Source organism: Mycolicibacter acidiphilus (assembly GCF_018455725.1).
In the GTDB taxonomy this organism is placed as follows: Bacteria; Actinomycetota; Actinomycetes; order Mycobacteriales; family Mycobacteriaceae; genus Mycobacterium; species Mycobacterium acidiphilum.
Window position 1 is genome coordinate 21,962 of the sequence record NZ_JAHCLR010000009.1, and the last position, 16,424, is coordinate 38,385.

The following is a 16,424-nucleotide window of genomic DNA, read 5'->3' on the forward strand; positions in this document are numbered from 1 at the left end:
GCCGGTACCGTCAGCCGCAGTCGGCGAAGCGCTGTTCAAGTTGACGCTGTAGGTCGACCGCCTGCGGGTCGAGGCGATCGTCGGCGTATCGCGGCTGGCCTGCCGCGGGGTCCTGCGGGCAGCCGGGAAGGTTCAGGGATCCCCTGAACTGGCGGCGGCTGTCGGCTCCGTGTTCGACCCACTCCAGTGTCACCGGCCGGTCCTTCGACGGTGCCAGCGTGCGCACCACCGACTCCAGATCGGTGGCGGCGGTGTTGCGGTCAACGATGGAAACACCCAGTTCGGTGATGCGGCCGCCGTCGACGGTGACGTAATAGACCCGCAGCGGCAACCGGGCCAGCAGTTGCCGGACGGCAGTCAGCGGTTCGGCGTTCAGCGGCGGCACCACCTCCCAGATGGGCGCGTGCGTCGGATCGCCGGATCGGATGTAGACGGTCGTCACCGGGTCGCCGCTGAGGACGGCCACCGCGGCGTCCAGTGCCAGGGTGGTCTCGGTCAGTCCCCGGATCTCCAGCCGCGAGCCGCGGTCGTCACGCCGCCACTCCAGGTAGCCGTCCGGGATCCGCGTTCGCAGGTCGCGCAGCAGCCGTGCGTCACCGGCGATCTGATCCGGGTCGAGCACCGCGCCGCGTTGCACCGTCGCCGATTGAGCAACCAGGAACGATGCCGACTGCCGGTACCGATCGAAGTCGTGCTTGCGCACCGCGTTGATCCGCTCCACCGCCGCAGCGATCTGCGCCGGATCGGCATGCTCCAGGTCGACCTTCGCCCCGATCTCGGCGCCGTTCTCGAAATCGTTGACGTAGCTGACCTTCACGTCGCCGACCCCCGGCAGGCCGGTGAGCACCGCCTCCAACTGACGGGCCTGCTCACTGCGATCCGGGGCCATACACCCGGTCACGGTCAGGATCGCCACTAGCGGGACGAACAACACCCTGGTTGCACTGCGTCTGGCCACGGTTTGCTATTCCGGAATCTCGCGCTCGATCTCGTCGAGCCAGATCTTCGCCGACATGTCCGACGGCGCCCGCCAGTCACCGCGCGGTGACAGCGCACCGCCTGCGGACACCTTGGGGCCGTTGGGCAGGGCGGAGCGTTTGAACTGGCTGAACGAATAGAACCGGGCGGCAAACACTTTCAGCCAGCTGCGGATCTCCGCCAGCGGGTAGGCGCGGCGTTCGGCGGCGGGGTAGCCCGCCGGCCAGCTACCGCGGTCGGCGTCGCTCCACGCGTGCTGGGCCAGGAACGCGATCTTGGCCGGGGTGAACCCGTAGCGCAGCACGTAGAACAGTGAGAAGTCCTGCAGCGCATACGGACCGACCTTGGCCTCGCTGCTCTGCGGCTGCTCGTCGGCTCCGACCGGCACCAGTTCCGGACTGATCTCGGTGGCCAGCACCGACGCCAGCACCTGGCAGACCTCGGTGCCGAACTCCCCCGAGCCGATCACCCAGCGGATCAGGTGCTGGATCAGGGTTTTCGGCACACCGCCGTTGACGTTGTAGTGCGACATCTGATCGCCCACCCCGTAGGTGGACCAGCCCAGCGCCAGTTCGGACAGGTCGCCGGTGCCCAGCACGATCCCACCGCGCTGGTTGGCCAGCCGGAACAGGTAATCGGTGCGCAGGCCGGCCTGCACGTTCTCGAACGTGACGTCGTAGACGGCTTCGCCGCGGGCGAACGGATGCCCCATCGTGGTCAGCATGGTGTTGGCGGTGTCGCGGATGTCGATCTCGGCGAACGTCACCCCCAGTGCCTGACTCAGCGCCGTCGCATTGGCTTTGGTGTGGTCACCGGTGGCGAAGCCCGGCATGGTGAACGCCAGAATGTCGCTGCGCGGGCGGTCCTGCCGGTCCATCGCCCGCGCGGCGACGATCAGTGCATGGGTGGAATCCAGTCCCCCGGAGACGCCGATCACCACCTTGGGGTGACCCAGCGCCCGCAGTCGCTGCTCCAGGCCGGACACCTGGATGTTGTAGGCCTCGTAGCAATCCTGTTGCAGCCGGGCCGGATTCGATGGCACGAACGGGAACCGTTCGACGTTGCGGCGCAGGCCGATGTCCCCGGTCGGCGGGTTCAGGGTGAACTCGATCCGCCGGAACTGCTCCACCGCCGCCCGATGCTGCCGCCGGTTGTCGTCAAAGGTGCCCACCCGCAACCGTTCTGAGCGCAGCACGCCGAGGTCGACGTCGGCGACCGAGCGCCGCTCGCCGCGCGGGAACCGGTCGCTGCGGGCCAGCAGGGCGCCGTTCTCCCAGATCATCGTCTGGCCGTCCCAGGCCAGGTCGGTGGTCGACTCCCCCTCCCCGGCCGCGGCGTAGACGTAGGCGGCCAGGCAGCGTGACGAGGTGGAGCGGGCCAGCAGTTCCCGATCCTCGGCACGCCCGATGGTGATCGGGCTGCCGGACAGGTTGGCCAGCACGGTCGCCCCGGCCAGCGCGGCCGTCGCACTCGGCGGGATCGGCAGGAACATGTCCTCGCAGATCTCCACGTGCACCGTGAAGCCGGGCAGGTCCGTCGCGGCGAACAACAGGTCCGGGCCGAACGGCACATCGGCACCGCCGACCAGGATCGTGCCGCGCTCGTCGGCGCCGGCAGCCATCTGGCGGCTCTCGTAGAACTCCCGGTAGGTGGGCAGATACGACTTGGGGACCACCCCGAGGATGCGTCCGCGGTGGATGACGACGGCGGTGTTGTACACCCGGTGGCCGTAGCGCAGTGGCGCACCGACCACCAGCACCGGCAGCAGATCCGCCGATGCCGCCACCACGTCGAGCAGGGCCACCTCGACCGCCGCCAGCAGGGTGTCCTGCAGCAGGATGTCCTCGATGGAGTACCCGGACAGGGTCAGTTCGGGGAAGACCGCCAGCGCGACACCGTCGTCGTGGCAGGTCCGGGCCACCCGCAGCACCGACGCGGCGTTGGCGGCCGGGTCGGCCAGCGTCGTGGGATGCGTGCAGGCCGCCACCCGGGCGAAGCCGTGCCGGTAGGCGTTGGAGAAATCTCGGGCCGGGGTCGACGGAGTCATAGCCCTCCCATTGTCCACGGTCACCGATCACATTCGGGTGACGATGCCACGCCGCTACGGTGTCGGCGTGACCTCGACGTAGACGGTGTCCTCGGTGAGCATCCGCCCGGCACCCAGGTAGGCGCGTCGCCCGAGACCGTAGTTGGCGGCGATCACCTGTTCGGCGTACTCGGACTCCTCCGGCGCCAGGATGCGTGCGATGCCGACGGCGGGCGGCCCCGTCGGCTTGCCGCGCAGGTCGCACGGGGCGAGCCGCACCCGCGGGTTGTTGCGGATCCGCTTGACCTTGGCGGCCGCCCCGCCGGTGGTGAAGTACACCCGGTCGCGTTCGTCACGGCCGAACCACACCGGCGACGGCACGCCCTCCCCGGTTCTGCGGTAGCTGATCAGCAGGGCGTACTTGCCGGCCAGCAAGCCGAATCCGGCGGTCGTTTCCGCGTCGGCGACACTCCAGGCCGCCCGGTCCCGCATCCGGTCGTAAAGTACGTGGGTCATGGCCGTCACCCGCGATTTCGAAGTGCGTGCCATGGCGCGACCCTACGCCGGTATCTCGCGGTATCCGAGGAGTGCGATCGCATGACCCTGCTGGGCCGGATGCTGCGTCGGGTGCGGGCCGGGGCACATCGCAGCCCGTTCGCCGGTTCCGGATTCGACGCACCCGGGATCATCACCGTCACCAGTTCCGCGTTCACCGACGGCGCCGCGATGCCGACGTCGTGCGCGGGCAAGGGTGTCGGCGACGACATTTCACCACCCCTGCGCTGGGATGGTGTGCCGGCGCAGACGCGGCAACTGGTGCTGATCATCGACGACGTCGACGTCCCACTGCCCCGGCCGCTGCTGCACACCGTGGCCGTACTCGATCCGACGGTGGACGCACTGGCAGCCGGTGCGATGCAGCCCGGCACCGCAGGACTGCGTTTCCTCCGGGGCAGCTTGGGCCACCGTGGCTACGCCGGGCCGCGCCCGATCCCGGGGCACGGACCGCACCACTACCGGTTCCTTTTGTTCGCCGTCGACGCGCCGATCACCGACCGCGTCCAGACCTCCAGGCAGTTGCTGCTCGCGATGGCCGGCCACGTGCTGGCCCGCGGCGCCCTGACCGGAACGTACGAACAGCCCTGATCGGCTTACCCTCGAAACCGTGGATGCACCGGAACTGATCGCCCTGTTGGCCGGGCGACGGGTGGCGGTGCTGACCGGTGCGGGGCTTTCGACCGATTCGGGGATCCCCGACTACCGCGGCCCCGACTCACCACCGGCCAACCCGATGACGATCGGCCAGTTCACCGGCGATCCGGTGTTCCGGCAGCGGTACTGGGCCCGCAACCACATCGGCTGGCGGCAGATGGCGGCCACCGCACCCAACGCCGGGCATCGGGCGCTGGCGGCGCTGGAGGACGCGGGTGTGGTGTGCGGGGTGATCACCCAGAACGTGGATCTGCTGCACACCAAGGCCGGCAGTCGCACCATCGTCGACCTGCACGGCAGCTACGCACGGGTGACCTGCCTGTCCTGCGGGGACACCATGAGTCGCGCGGCCCTGGCCGAGATCCTTGAGTCGCTCAACCCCGGGTTCGCCGAACGCAGCGAGGCGGTCGGCGGGATCGCGGTGGCGCCGGACGCCGACGCCGTCGTCGCCGACACCGCGTCGTTCCGCTACGTCGACTGTGCTGACTGCGGTGGCATCCTCAAACCGGACATCGTGTACTTCGGCGAGAGCGTCCCGAAGGATCGTGTGGCGCAAGCGTATTCGCTGGTCGACGGAGCCGATGCGCTGCTGGTGGCGGGGTCGTCGCTGACGGTGTTCTCCGGGTACCGGTTCGTGCGGCACGCCGCGGCGGCCGGCATTCCGGTCGCGATCGTCAACCGCGGCGCCACCCGTGGCGATGACCTGGCCACGGTCAAGGTCGACGGCGGCTGCTCCCCCATCCTGACGTTGCTCAGCTCCACGATTTCGGCGCGGTAATCGCCGCTGAGCGCACATTATCGCGCCGAAATCCGGCAAGATGCTCCGGTGACCAGACAGCGTCTCGACGCCGATCAACGCAACGCCTTCCTGGCGGCCTTCCTGGGCTGGGCGATGGACGCGTTCGACTATTTCATCGTGGTGTTCGTCTACGCCGACATCGCCAAGACCTTCGGCCACACCAAGACCGAGGTGGCATTCCTGACCACCGCCACCCTGGCGATGCGCCCGATCGGGGCACTGCTGTTCGGGCTGTGGGCCGACCGGGTCGGCCGGCGGGTGCCGCTGATGGTGGACGTCATCTTCTATTCGGTGGTCGGGTTCTTGTGCGCGTTCGCCCCGAACTTCACCGTGCTGGTGATCCTGCGCCTGCTGTACGGCATCGGCATGGGCGGCGAATGGGGACTGGGCGCCGCGCTGGCGATGGAGAAGATCCCGCCCGAGCGACGCGGCTTCTTCTCCGGCCTGCTGCAGGAGGGCTACCTGTTCGGGTACCTGGCGGCCACCCTGGCGTCGTTGCTGGTGACCGATGCGCTCGGGCTGTCCTGGCGCTGGCTGTTCGGGCTGTCCATCCTGCCGGCGATGGTCAGCCTGATCATTCGCTACCGGGTCTCGGAGTCCGAGGTGTGGCAGGCCACCCAGAACCGGATGCGCTTGACCAGCACCAGGATTCGGGATGTGTTCACCGACGGCAAGGTGATCCGCCGCTTCGTGTACCTGGTGCTGCTGATGACGGCGTTCAACTGGATGAGCCACGGCACCCAGGACATCTACCCGACGTTCCTGACATCGCATGACGGTGCAGGGTTATCCCATGTCACCGCCAAGTGGATCGCGGTGGTCTACAACATCGGCGGCATCATCGGCGGGCTGATCTTCGGCACGCTGTCGCAGCGCTGGGGACGCCGTTACGCGATCATCTGGTGCGCGGTGATGGGCCTGCCGATCGTGCCGCTGTTCGCCTACTCGCAGTCCGCGGCCTGGCTGTGCCTGGGCTCGTTCCTGATGCTGTTCGCCGTGCAGGGCGCCTGGGGGGTGATCCCGGCGCATCTGACCGAGATGTCCCCCGACGCGATCCGCGGCTTCTACCCCGGGGTGACCTACCAGTTGGGCAACCTGTTCGCCGCGTTCAACCTGCCGATCCAGGAGCACCTGGCCGCCACGCACGGCTACCCGTTCGCGCTGACAGTGACGATCGTGCCGGTGCTGATCGCCGTGGCGCTGCTGACCGCAGTGGGCAAGGACGCCACCGGAATCCGGTTCGGCACGGACCTGAACGTGAGCGTGCGCCAACCCGGCGATTAGCCTCCGCGAGCGTGCCCAACTCACCGGCAAACCCGCAGGTGGGGGTGGTCAACTATGCACGGTCGCGGGAAGATGCTGCGCACGAACGGGCCTGCTTGACAACATCTTTCGAACTACTGTATTTTTCTCAGCAATTTGACGGGTTATAAATAATTCTGGGGGTCAGCAATGCTTCGTCGTCGGATGGTCGCTCTGGTGGGAGCCGGCCTGGGAGTCGCACTGGGTGCTGCGGTCGCCGCCAGCGCGGTCTCCTCCGCGGACGCCATCGACGCCGCCTGGCTGTATGGCGCATCGACGGATGCCAAGCCGTACTACGTTACGGCGAGCCTTCCGGGTCACCCGGATCTGGACGCGGTTCCCAACTACAACGACGGCGATGTGACGTACTTCCACGAGTCCAACCCCGCCACCGGCGCCCTGTCCGATGAGTGGTACACCGTCCACCAAACGGGTTTCACCCTCCCGATCCTCGGCAGCAACCTGCACCAAGAGGTCACCGCCGTTCTCGACGGTTCGGACCTTCCACACGTCGGAACCGTTGCGGACACCGCGATCGTGTTCCCGATCATCCCCGCGGTCGGCGGAGTCGTGGCGGCGCCGCTGTTCACGAATTACTCCCTGGACGATCCGAAAGCCGGGTTCGTAGACTCCTTCACCGTGTTCTCGACGTTCGGCAACACCTTCCTCAGCGACTCGGCGGGCGTGAAAGACATCATCGGCGTAAACGGTCTGCCGCCGATAACCCTCTTCGAATTCCCTGTCGCCGACGCCGGCGCGGGCGCTGCGGAAGCGGGCTCCGATGACGGGTTCGCGCAGCTGCTGGCAGAACTGGCAGGCCTCAACCCGAGCCTGTAGCGGTTCGGATCCGGTCGGCTACACCGCGACGAGGTCGTCGGCGTGCACCACCGGCCGGCGGGCGTCCGGGGGCAGGTCGGCGGTGGATCGGCCGATCATCGTTGCGAGCTCGGTGGCGTCGTAGGCAACCACACCGCGAGCGACCACCGCGGCATCCGGCCCGCACAGTTCGACCACGTCACCGCCGGAGAACTGGCCGGCGACTGCGGTGACGCCGGCGGCCAGCAGCGAGCGCCGTTCGGCCAGCACCGCCCGCACCGCCCCGGCGTCCAGAGTCAGTGTGCCGGCTGCATCCGCGGCGTGACGCACCCAGAATCGCCGTGCCGACATCCGTTCGGCGCGCGGCGCGAACACCGTACCCACCGAGGCGTCGGAGAGCGCCGTGGCCGCGTCGGTGGCCGCTGCCAGCAGCACCGGCACCCCGGCGTCGGCCGCCAGCAGCGCCGACGACAGCTTCGAGACCATGCCGCCGGTACCCAGGTGGCTTCCCTCACCGGCCACCACACCGCTGAGGTCCGCCGGCCCGGAGACCTCGGGGACCAGGTTGGCTTGGCCTTTGCGCGGGTCGGCGTCGTAGAGGCCGTCGATGTCGGAGAGCAGCACCAGTGCGTCGGCGCCGACCAGGTGTGCCACCAGCGCCGAGAGCCGGTCGTTGTCACCGAACCGGATCTCGTTGGTGGCGATCGTGTCGTTCTCGTTGACGATGGCCACGGCGTGCAGCGCCCGCAACCGGTCCAGGGTGCGCTGGGCGTTGGTGTGCGACGCCCGCATGGAGAAGTCGTGTGCGGTGAGCAGCACCTGCCCGACGGTGCGGCCGAAGCGGGCGAACGCCGCGCTCCACGAGTTCACCAACGCCACCTGCCCGACGCTGGCTGCCGCCTGCTTGGTTGCCAGATCAGTTGGGCGCCTGGTTAATCCGAGGGGTTTCAGGCCGGCCGCGATGGCGCCGGAGGACACGATCACCACGTCGGAGCCGGCTTTCATCCGACCCTCGATCGCCTCGACCAAACCCGCCAGCCGACTCTCGTCGAACATGCCGGTCTCGGTGGTCAGCGCGGTGGTGCCGACCTTCACGACGACGCTGCGCGCGCTGCGGACGGCTTCGCGGGCGCCGCTCACGAGTCGTCCGTGTGTTCCCGGCGCTGTTTGCGCGCCGCCTTGCGCTCCGCCGCACCGATCCGGTCGGTCTGATCCACCCGGGCGTCGGTGCCGCGCCGTGACCCGAACGCCTCGGCGGCGTCACCGGCCAGCGTCGCCGGCTCCCAGTCGAACGTCATCTCCCCGATGGTCACCGCGCAACCGGGTTTGGCGCCCTGCCGCAGCAGCGCGTCCTCGACGCCGAGTCGGGCCAGTCGGTCACCGAGGTAGCCGACGGCCTCGTCGTTGTCGAAGTTGGTCTGGTTGATCCAGCGCTCAGGTTGCTCGCCGTGGACGATGAAGCCGCCGTCTCCGTCGGACTCGACGGTGAAGCCGGTCTGGCCCCGCGTCGGGATCGGCCGGATCACCGGCCGGCGCGCCACCGGCTCCGGCTGCGCCGCACGGTACGCGGCGACCATCTCAGCCAGCGCGAACATCAACGGCCGCAAGCCTTCCCGGCTGGCGGTGGACACGCTGAACACCGGCCAGCCGCGGGCTGCCACCTCCTCGGAGATGAACTCGGCCATTTCCCGCGCGTCGGGCACGTCGATCTTGTTGAGCACCACCGCGCGTGGCCGCTCGGCCAGGTCGCCCAGCGTCGAGTCCCCTTGCAGGGTGGGCGTATACGCGGCCAGTTCGGCTTCCAGCGCGTCGATGTCGGAGATCGGATCGCGGCCCGGCTCCATGGTGGCGCAATCCACCACGTGCACCAGCACCGCGCAGCGTTCGATGTGCCGCAGGAAGTCCAGACCCAGTCCGCGGCCGGCCGAGGCACCGGGGATCAGACCGGGAACATCGGCGACGGTGTAGGTCTGGTCACCGGCGGAGACCACCCCCAGATTGGGCGCCAGCGTGGTGAACGGATAATCGGCGATCTTCGGTTTGGCCGCCGAAATCACCGACACCAGTGAGGATTTCCCGGCCGACGGGAAGCCGACCAGGCCGACGTCGGCGACCGTCTTGAGTTCCAGGGTGAGGTCGCGGGCTTCGCCCTTCTCGCCGAGCAGCGCGAAGCCGGGGGCCTTGCGGGCCCGCGACACCAGGGCGGCGTTGCCCAGTCCGCCACGACCGCCGGCGGCGGCGTCGAACCGGGCACCCGCGCCGACGAGGTCGGCCAACAGTCGCCCGTGCTCGTCGAGCACCACCGTGCCGTCGGGAACCTTGATCTCCAGGTCGGCGCCGGCGGCGCCCTCCTTGTTGCTGCCCTGCCCCTGCTTGCCGGACGTCGCGGCGATGTGCGGCCGAAAGTGGAAGTCCAGCAGCGTGTGCACCTGGGGATCGACCACCAGGACGACGCTGCCGCCCCGGCCGCCGTTGCCGCCGTCGGGCCCGCCGAGTGGCTTGAACTTCTCCCTGTGCACCGACGCGCAGCCGTTGCCGCCGTCGCCGGCGCGCACATGGATGACGACGCGGTCGACGAACCGGGACATGACCTGACTACCTATCCGACGCCGAGCGTGAACAGTCCGCGGCGTTGCGAGTTATCCTCCGCCGCTGCGCCACACTCGCGGCGCTCAGCCGCGGGCGACCGGAACGATGTTGATGGTCTTGCGGCCGCGCTTGAGGCCGAACTCGACCGAACCCGGCGCGGTGGCGAACAGGGTGTCGTCCCCACCACGACCGACGTTCACGCCGGGGTGGAAGTGGGTGCCGCGCTGCCGCACCAGGATCTCGCCGGCCTTGACGACCTGACCGCCGAATCGCTTGACGCCGAGTCGCTGGGCGTTGGAGTCGCGCCCGTTACGTGAGCTGGAAGCGCCCTTCTTGTGTGCCATCTCGCTACCTCCCGCTACTTGATTCCGGTGACCTTGACGACGGTCAGCCGCTGACGGTGACCCTGCCGCTTGTGGTAGCCGGTCTTGTTCTTGAACTTGTGGATGCGGATCTTCGGGCCCTTGGTGTGCTCGAGCACCTCGGCGGTGACCGCGACCTTCGCCAGCGCCGCGGCGTCGGTGGTGACGGTGGCACCGTCGACGACCAGCGCCACCGGCAGCTGCACCGACTGACCGGCCTCGGACTCCAGCTTCTCGACCTTGACGATGTCGCCGACGGCGACCTTGTACTGCTTGCCGCCGGTCTTGACGATTGCGTACGTCGCCATCGTTGCGTCTACCTCTGCTTCGTTCGGCACACGCGCGCGTCCACAAGGCGCGTGCGGTGGTCTGGGGATGCGCCGGCCTCAGGGGCCTGGCGGCAACTGGTCAAGGGTACTTGACCAGCCATGAAGGGGTCAAACCGGCCCCATCTTCCTGGTCACGCCGGTGGTCCGGCCGGTCGGGCCGCCGCACGGCGCCGTGGCGGCCGAGCGGGGGCGGTCACCACCTGGTGAACCTGCACGGGGGTGTCGTCCTCGGAGTCCAGCACGTCGAGGTCGTCCTCGTCGTCGTCCTCGTCGTCCTCGTCGTCGTCGGAGTCCAGGTCGTCCTCGTCGTCGGAGTCGAGGTCCTCGTCGTCGCCCTCGTCATCGAGGTCGACCTCGACCTCAACGTCCTCGTCGTCCGAGTCCTCGTCGTCGGAATCCTCGGAGTCGTCGAATTCGTCCTCGGAGTCGTTGAGGTCCTCAGCGCCCGGCCCCGTCGACACCAACTCCTCAACGGCCTCGCCGGTCACCGAGCCGGTGGTCTCGTCAGCCGCTTCCTCGGCGACCTCGCCGGACTCCTCATCCTCATGGCCGTTGGCTGCCGCCATCGCCTTGAACATCGGGTGGTCGCCGGGGGTGTGCACCGGCACCTTGACCACGGCCGGCTCGTCGACCTTCGCCTTCTTGGCGCGCTTACTGCGACGACTGCCGCCCGACTCCGGCTTGCGGCCCGGGGCCGCCGAGTCGACCGGGTCGGCGTGCAGCACGATGCCGCGGCCGGCGCAGTGCTGACAGTTCGTCGAGAACGCCTCGATCAGCCCGGTGCCCAGCCGCTTGCGGGTCAACTGCACCAGCCCCAGCGACGTCACCTCCGAGACCTGATGGCGGGTGCGATCCCGGCCCAGCGCCTCGGTGAGCCGGCGCAGCACCAGATCCCGGTTGGACTCCAGCACCATGTCGATGAAGTCGATGACGATGATGCCGCCGATGTCGCGCAGCCGGAGTTGGCGCACGGTCTCCTCGGCCGCCTCCAGGTTGTTCCGGGTGACGGTCTCCTCCAGGTTCCCGCCGGAGCCGGTGAACTTGCCGGTGTTGACGTCGACCACGGTCATGGCCTCGGTCCGGTCGATCACCAGGGTGCCGCCGGAGGGCAGCCAGACCTTGCGGTCCATTGCCTTGGCCAGCTGCTCGTCGATGCGGTGCACCGCGAACACGTCGGGGCCGTCCTGCCCGTCCGGGCCGGTCGCCGCCTGGTAGCGGGTCAGCTTGGACACCAGTTCGGGCGCGACCGAGCCGACGTAGTCGTTGATGGTCTCCCAGGCGTCGTCACCGGACACCACCAGTTCGGAGAAGTCCTCGTTGAACAGGTCGCGGATGACTTTCACCAGCACGTCGGGCTCTTCGTAGAGCGCCACCGCCGCACCGGAGGCTTTGCCCTTGGTCTCCGCGGCGGTGGCCTCGATCTCGGTCCAGCGCTGCTGCAGCCGGGCCACGTCGGCGCGGATGTCCTCTTCCTTGACGCCTTCGGAGGCGGTGCGGATGATGACGCCCGCGTCGGACGGCACCACCTCCCGCAGGATCTCCTTGAGCCGCTGCCGCTCGGTGTCGGGCAGTTTGCGGCTGATCCCGGTCGACGACGCACCGGGCACATAGACCAGGTAGCGGCCGGCCAGCGAAACCTGCGTGGTGAGCCGGGCGCCCTTGTGGCCGATCGGATCCTTGCTGACCTGCACGACGACGTAGTCGCCGGGCTTGAGCGCCTGCTCGATCTTGCGGTTCTGGCCGCCCAGCCCGGCAGCCTCCCAGTTCACCTCACCGGCGTACAGCACGCCGTTGCGGCCGCGGCCGATGTCGACGAACGCCGCCTCCATCGACGGCAGCACGTTCTGCACGATGCCCAGGTAGACGTTGCCGACCAGCGAGGTGGAGGCAGCGGAGGTGACGAAGTGTTCGACGACGACGCCGTCCTCCAGCACCGCGATCTGGGTGTAGCGGGCGCCCTGGTGCGGCGGCTCGGTACGGACCCGGTCACGCACCACCATGCGGCGCTCAACGGCCTCGCGGCGAGCCAGGAATTCGGCCTCGCTGAGGATCGGCGGCCGGCGGCGACCCGCGTCACGTCCATCACGGCGGCGCTGCCGTTTGGCCTCCAGCCGGGTCGACCCGTTGATGCCCTGAATCTCGTCGTCGGAGCCCTTGTCCGCCTTGGGCGACCGGCCCTTGGCACGCGGTGCCCGTTCGTGCACGACGGTGTTGGGCGGGTCATCAGACGACGTGGTGTCCTCGTCGTCGCCATCACCGGTACCCGACTTGCGCCGCCGGCGCCGGCGACGGCGCCGGTTGCCGGCCTCATCGGCCGAGCCCGCGTCCCCGTCAGCCTCGCCGGCCTCGTCGTCGGCGGCCCCGGTTTCGTCGGCCTCCGCCGCGCCGTCCTCGTTCGTGGCTTCGTCGTCGGACTCGTCGCCGTCGTCGGCGGGCGAGCCGTCGGATCCGCGGCCACGGCCTCGGCCGCGACGTCCGCGGCGCCGACGCCGGTTGGCCGGCCGGTCCTCGCCGTCGTCGTTCTCGTCGGTGTCGTCGGCGTCGTCGTCCGAGGCCGAGTCCTCATCGGAGCCTTCGCCTGCCGACCGGCGGTCTGCCGCACGGGGTGCCTCGAACGCGACCGGTGCGACGAACAGCGGCATGTAGTCGGCCGGTGCGGCGGTGGCCGCCTCCGGGGCGGTCTCCAGCAGCAGCCGCGACTCGGGCTCGCCGAAGATCGGGGTGTCGATCGGCTCGTCGGCCGGCGCGGCCGGCTCAGCAGCCGGTTCGGGGGCCGAACCCAGCAGGTCGCGCACCCGGACGGCATCGCCGCGGTCCACGCTGGAATGCGCGCTGCGGGTGCGACCGTCCAGCTCGATCAGAGCGTCGAGCACCCGCTTGCTGGTGGTGCCCAGCACTCGCGCGAGGGAGTGAACGCGCAGGCGCTCCGGTAACTCCTCGTGCGGGGCTTGCGCCGCGGATACATCTGTAAAGGTGCCATCATCTGTCACGTAAGTCTCCTCAGCCCCCGGGCGCGTCATATCGACGCGGCCACGCGAGGGCTTCTCGTTATTCGCCCGGCTCACTGTCCCCGGGCTTGTGGTGGTCTCGCTCCGAGGGGCTCGGGTGAACCGACTCGGTGCCTGGCTGAACGAGGACCGGGCGATTGGCGCCGCATCACACAACGCAACCGTCGCACTCGCCTAAGTCTTCATTCGGGTGTCGGCCACCGGTCCGGCGACGTTCACCCGCTCGCCAGTATCCCACACAAGTGGAGTCGGTCGATCGAAAGGCGAGAAGCCACTGGTGAGCGGTGCCGTCAGCGATGACGTGGCGCGTGAAACAACCGCCCGCGTCCGGCCTCCACAGCGAGGGCTACAACTGCTCACCGCAGCAGGCCGCGCACCCGGCAACAGATCACCGCTAGCTGCGGAAATTCCTACAGACTCCTGTGAAACACACATTTTCTGTTGTCTACGTCACACTGCGTTCATAGCGTGACGCTCAAGGGGGTTCCGGCAGTTCCTCGGTGAACGCGTTGGGAAGAAGGCCGACAATGGCTCGTCAACGAAACGGTAACCAGTCCCGGACCGCACGTCGGGCGCGGGTCCGACGCCGAACCGCCGGGTTGGGCACCACTGCGGCGGCGTTCCTCACATTCGGGTTGACACCGCTGGCCGGTCCGGCGGCCCACGCTGACGACACGGGTCTGGACGCGATCTTCGACCAGATCCTGGCGCCGTTCATGGACCCCGGGACGACCACGTTCGACCCCGACGCGCTGCTGTCGCCGGCGGCCTGGGACGCGATGCTGTCGAACCTGGGCGACTCGACGGACCGGGGGGCTGTTGCCGGGTCGGCCCAGTCGACGGATCTGCTGACCGAGATCCTGAACGTCATCAACTACCCGACCGCTGCCTTGTTCGGCCGCGACCTGATCGGCGACGGCATCCAGATCGGTGACACCGTCGGCGCCACCGGATCGGTGTACGAGGGCATCAACGACTCGATCTTCGGATCACTGGATCCGAGTCTGTTCGGCAGCTTCAGTGACGGCGGCTACCTGTTCGGCGACGGCGCCACCGGCGCGATCGGGGTCGCAGGCGTCGACGGCGGCGACGGCGGCGACGGCGGTTATGGCGGTCTGTTCGGTGGCGGCGGTACCGGTGGCGCCGGTGTCGACGGCGGCGCCGGCGGCGACGGCGGCGCCGGCGGCCTGCTCTTCGGCACCGGCGGCGAAGGCGGCCAGGGCGGCGCCTCGACCGCGGCGGGTGTCGACGGCGGCGCCGGCGGCGACGGTGGCGCCGGTGGCCTGTTCTTCGGCACCGGCGGCCAAGGCGGCGGCGGCGGCGAGGGCTTCCAAGGCGTCACCGGCACCGACGCCACCACTGTGGGCGCTGCCGGTGGGACCGGAGGCACCGGCACCGAGGGTGGCGCCGGCGGCAACGGCGGCACCGGCGGTTTCCTGTTCGGCAAGGCCGGTGACGGCGGGTACGGCGGCGAGGGCGGTACCGGCGGTACCGGTGGCGCCGGTGCCGCCGGGCTCGGCGCGGCCACCGCGGGCGCCAACGGCGGTAACGGCAGTGCCGGCGGGACGGGCGGGAACGGTGGCCAGGGTGGCGCCGCCGGCGCGGCCGGCAAAGCCGGCTTCCTCGGCGGTGCCGGAACCGGCGGCAGCGCAGGCATCCAAGGTGTCGGCGGCAACGGCGGTCAGGGTGGCGCCGGCGGCAACGGCGCGACGGGCGCCACCGGCGAGTCCGGGACGGCCGGCGGATCCGGGACGGCCGGCACCTCGAGCACCGTGAACGGCACCAGCGGCGGCGCCGGTACCGCCGGCTTCCAGGGCGGTGCCGGCGGCAACGGCGGCACCGGCGGCAACGGCGGGGCAGCCGGCAGCGGCTCCGCGGCCGGCCAGGTGGGCGCCGGCGGTGTCGGCGGCAACGCGGGTGACGGCGGGATGGGCGGCACCGGCGGCAACGGCGGCACCGGCGGCAACGGATTCGATGCGACCGCGGCGGGCGCCAGCGGCAGCAACGGCGGGGCTGGCGGCGCTGGTGGCGCCGGCGGCGTAGGCGGTGGGCAGGGTGCCGCGGGCACCGGCGGCCTGGCCGGCGGCACCGGCCCGGTCGCCGCCTCCGGCAACAGCGGCAGCTCGGGCCTCCAGGGTGTCGGGGGCAACGGCGGCCAGGGTGGCGAAGGCGGCAACGGCGCGACCGGAGCCAACGCCACCACCACCGGCACAACGGGCGGCGCTGGTACGGCCGGCAACGCAACCGATCCCAACGGCGGCACCGGCCAGACCGGCGGCACCGGCGCGGCCGGCGGCGTCGGCGGCAACGGCGGCACCGGCGGTCACGGCGGCGCGGCAGGCACCGGCTCTACATCGGGCACGGTGGGTGCTGGCGGGCACGGCGGTAACGCCGGTAGCGGCGGCACCGGCGGCGTCGGCGGCACGGGCGGACGCGGCGGCACCGCGTTCAGCCCGACCACCGATGACGGCACGAACGGCGGCGACGGCGGCCAGGGCGGCACGGGCGGCGCCGGCGGCGCCGGCGGCGCGGCTGGCACAGCCGGTTCCGGCGGTCTGAACGGCGCGAATGCGGATCAGGCGGCGTCCGGCAACGCGGGCGTGCAGGGTGCCGGCGGCCAGGGTGGCAACGGCGGCGACGGGGCGACCGGCGCCACCGGCGGCACCGGTACGACCGGCACCGCCCCGAGCCCGACCGGCGGCCAGGGCGGTGCCGGCGGCACTGGCGGCGACGCCGGGAAGGCCGGTACCGGCGGCGCCGGTAACGGTAGTGCGGGCGCTAGCGGCACGGCCGGCGTGGCCGGCGCCGGCGGCGTCGGCGGCCAGGGCGGCACCGGATACGACAACACGACCGCCGGCGGCACCGGTGGCATCGGCGGCAACGGCGGCCAGGGCGGCAGCGGCGGCGCCAACGCCGACGGCACCCACGCCCTCGACGGCACCGGCGGCCAGGGCGGCACCGGCGGCGCTGGCGGACCGGCCGGGGGCGGCGTCGCCGCCGGCA

Annotated in this window: 13 protein-coding genes; 5 read left to right on the forward strand and 8 right to left on the reverse strand. The window is 70.3% G+C overall.

Annotated features, from left to right (window positions below):
• Positions 1-10: 10 nt before the first annotated feature.
• The 3 genes from KIH27_RS07260 to KIH27_RS07270 form a co-directional block, all read right to left on the reverse strand.
• Positions 11-901 (reverse strand): hypothetical protein, encoded by an 891-nt coding sequence (locus KIH27_RS07260; RefSeq protein ID WP_214092275.1) that lies wholly within the window; start codon positions 899-901, stop codon positions 11-13.
• A 63-nt stretch (positions 902-964) separates the two neighbouring features.
• Positions 965-3,025, reverse strand: a complete 2,061-nt coding sequence (locus KIH27_RS07265) for an NAD(+) synthase (protein WP_214092276.1) — start codon at positions 3,023-3,025, stop codon at positions 965-967.
• A 54-nt stretch (positions 3,026-3,079) separates the two neighbouring features.
• Positions 3,080-3,520 carry a PPOX class F420-dependent oxidoreductase gene (locus tag KIH27_RS07270; RefSeq protein ID WP_214092277.1) on the reverse strand — a complete coding sequence of 147 codons (441 nt, stop codon included), beginning with the start codon at positions 3,518-3,520 and terminating at the stop codon, positions 3,080-3,082.
• A gap of 81 nt (positions 3,521-3,601) precedes the next feature.
• Between KIH27_RS07270 and KIH27_RS07275 the strand changes: the two genes are divergently transcribed.
• From KIH27_RS07275 to KIH27_RS07290, 4 genes are all read left to right on the forward strand, one after another.
• The gene (locus tag KIH27_RS07275) at positions 3,602-4,150 is read left to right on the forward strand and encodes a YbhB/YbcL family Raf kinase inhibitor-like protein (RefSeq protein ID WP_214092278.1); all 549 of its coding nucleotides are present in this window, start codon (positions 3,602-3,604) and stop codon (positions 4,148-4,150) included.
• A gap of 19 nt (positions 4,151-4,169) precedes the next feature.
• Positions 4,170-4,994: an SIR2 family NAD-dependent protein deacylase gene (locus KIH27_RS07280; protein ID WP_214092279.1), complete on the forward strand. Its 825-nt coding sequence runs from the start codon at positions 4,170-4,172 to the stop codon at positions 4,992-4,994.
• A gap of 48 nt (positions 4,995-5,042) precedes the next feature.
• A complete protein-coding gene (locus KIH27_RS07285) occupies positions 5,043-6,299 on the forward strand; it encodes an MFS transporter (protein ID WP_307856808.1) in 1,257 nt (418 codons plus the stop codon).
• Positions 6,300-6,482: 183 nt separating this feature from the next.
• Complete coding sequence (locus KIH27_RS07290) at positions 6,483-7,154, forward strand: hypothetical protein (protein WP_214092280.1); 672 nt, start codon at positions 6,483-6,485, stop codon at positions 7,152-7,154.
• A gap of 18 nt (positions 7,155-7,172) precedes the next feature.
• Here KIH27_RS07290 and proB read toward each other — a convergent pair whose 3' ends face one another.
• The 5 genes from proB to rne all read right to left on the reverse strand — a co-directional run bounded on the left by proB (position 7,173) and on the right by rne (position 13,403).
• Positions 7,173-8,273 carry a glutamate 5-kinase gene (proB, locus tag KIH27_RS07295; protein WP_214092281.1) on the reverse strand — a complete coding sequence of 367 codons (1,101 nt, stop codon included), beginning with the start codon at positions 8,271-8,273 and terminating at the stop codon, positions 7,173-7,175.
• Positions 8,270-9,721, reverse strand: a complete 1,452-nt coding sequence (gene obgE, locus KIH27_RS07300; RefSeq protein ID WP_214092282.1) for a GTPase ObgE — start codon at positions 9,719-9,721, stop codon at positions 8,270-8,272. The genes proB and obgE overlap by 4 nt, the downstream gene beginning before the upstream one ends.
• An 84-nt stretch (positions 9,722-9,805) precedes the next feature.
• A complete protein-coding gene (gene rpmA, locus KIH27_RS07305; RefSeq protein WP_214092283.1) occupies positions 9,806-10,066 on the reverse strand; it encodes a 50S ribosomal protein L27 in 261 nt (86 codons plus the stop codon).
• A 14-nt stretch (positions 10,067-10,080) separates the two neighbouring features.
• Positions 10,081-10,392, reverse strand: a complete 312-nt coding sequence (rplU, locus tag KIH27_RS07310) for a 50S ribosomal protein L21 (RefSeq protein WP_214092284.1) — start codon at positions 10,390-10,392, stop codon at positions 10,081-10,083.
• A 152-nt stretch (positions 10,393-10,544) separates the two neighbouring features.
• The gene (gene rne / locus KIH27_RS07315; protein WP_372451317.1) at positions 10,545-13,403 is read right to left on the reverse strand and encodes a ribonuclease E; all 2,859 of its coding nucleotides are present in this window, start codon (positions 13,401-13,403) and stop codon (positions 10,545-10,547) included.
• A gap of 545 nt (positions 13,404-13,948) precedes the next feature.
• On the opposite strand from rne, the gene KIH27_RS22960 reads away from it, so the two are divergent.
• On the forward strand, positions 13,949-16,424 hold a 2,476-nt coding region (locus KIH27_RS22960; protein ID WP_214092286.1), incomplete at its 3' end, for a hypothetical protein.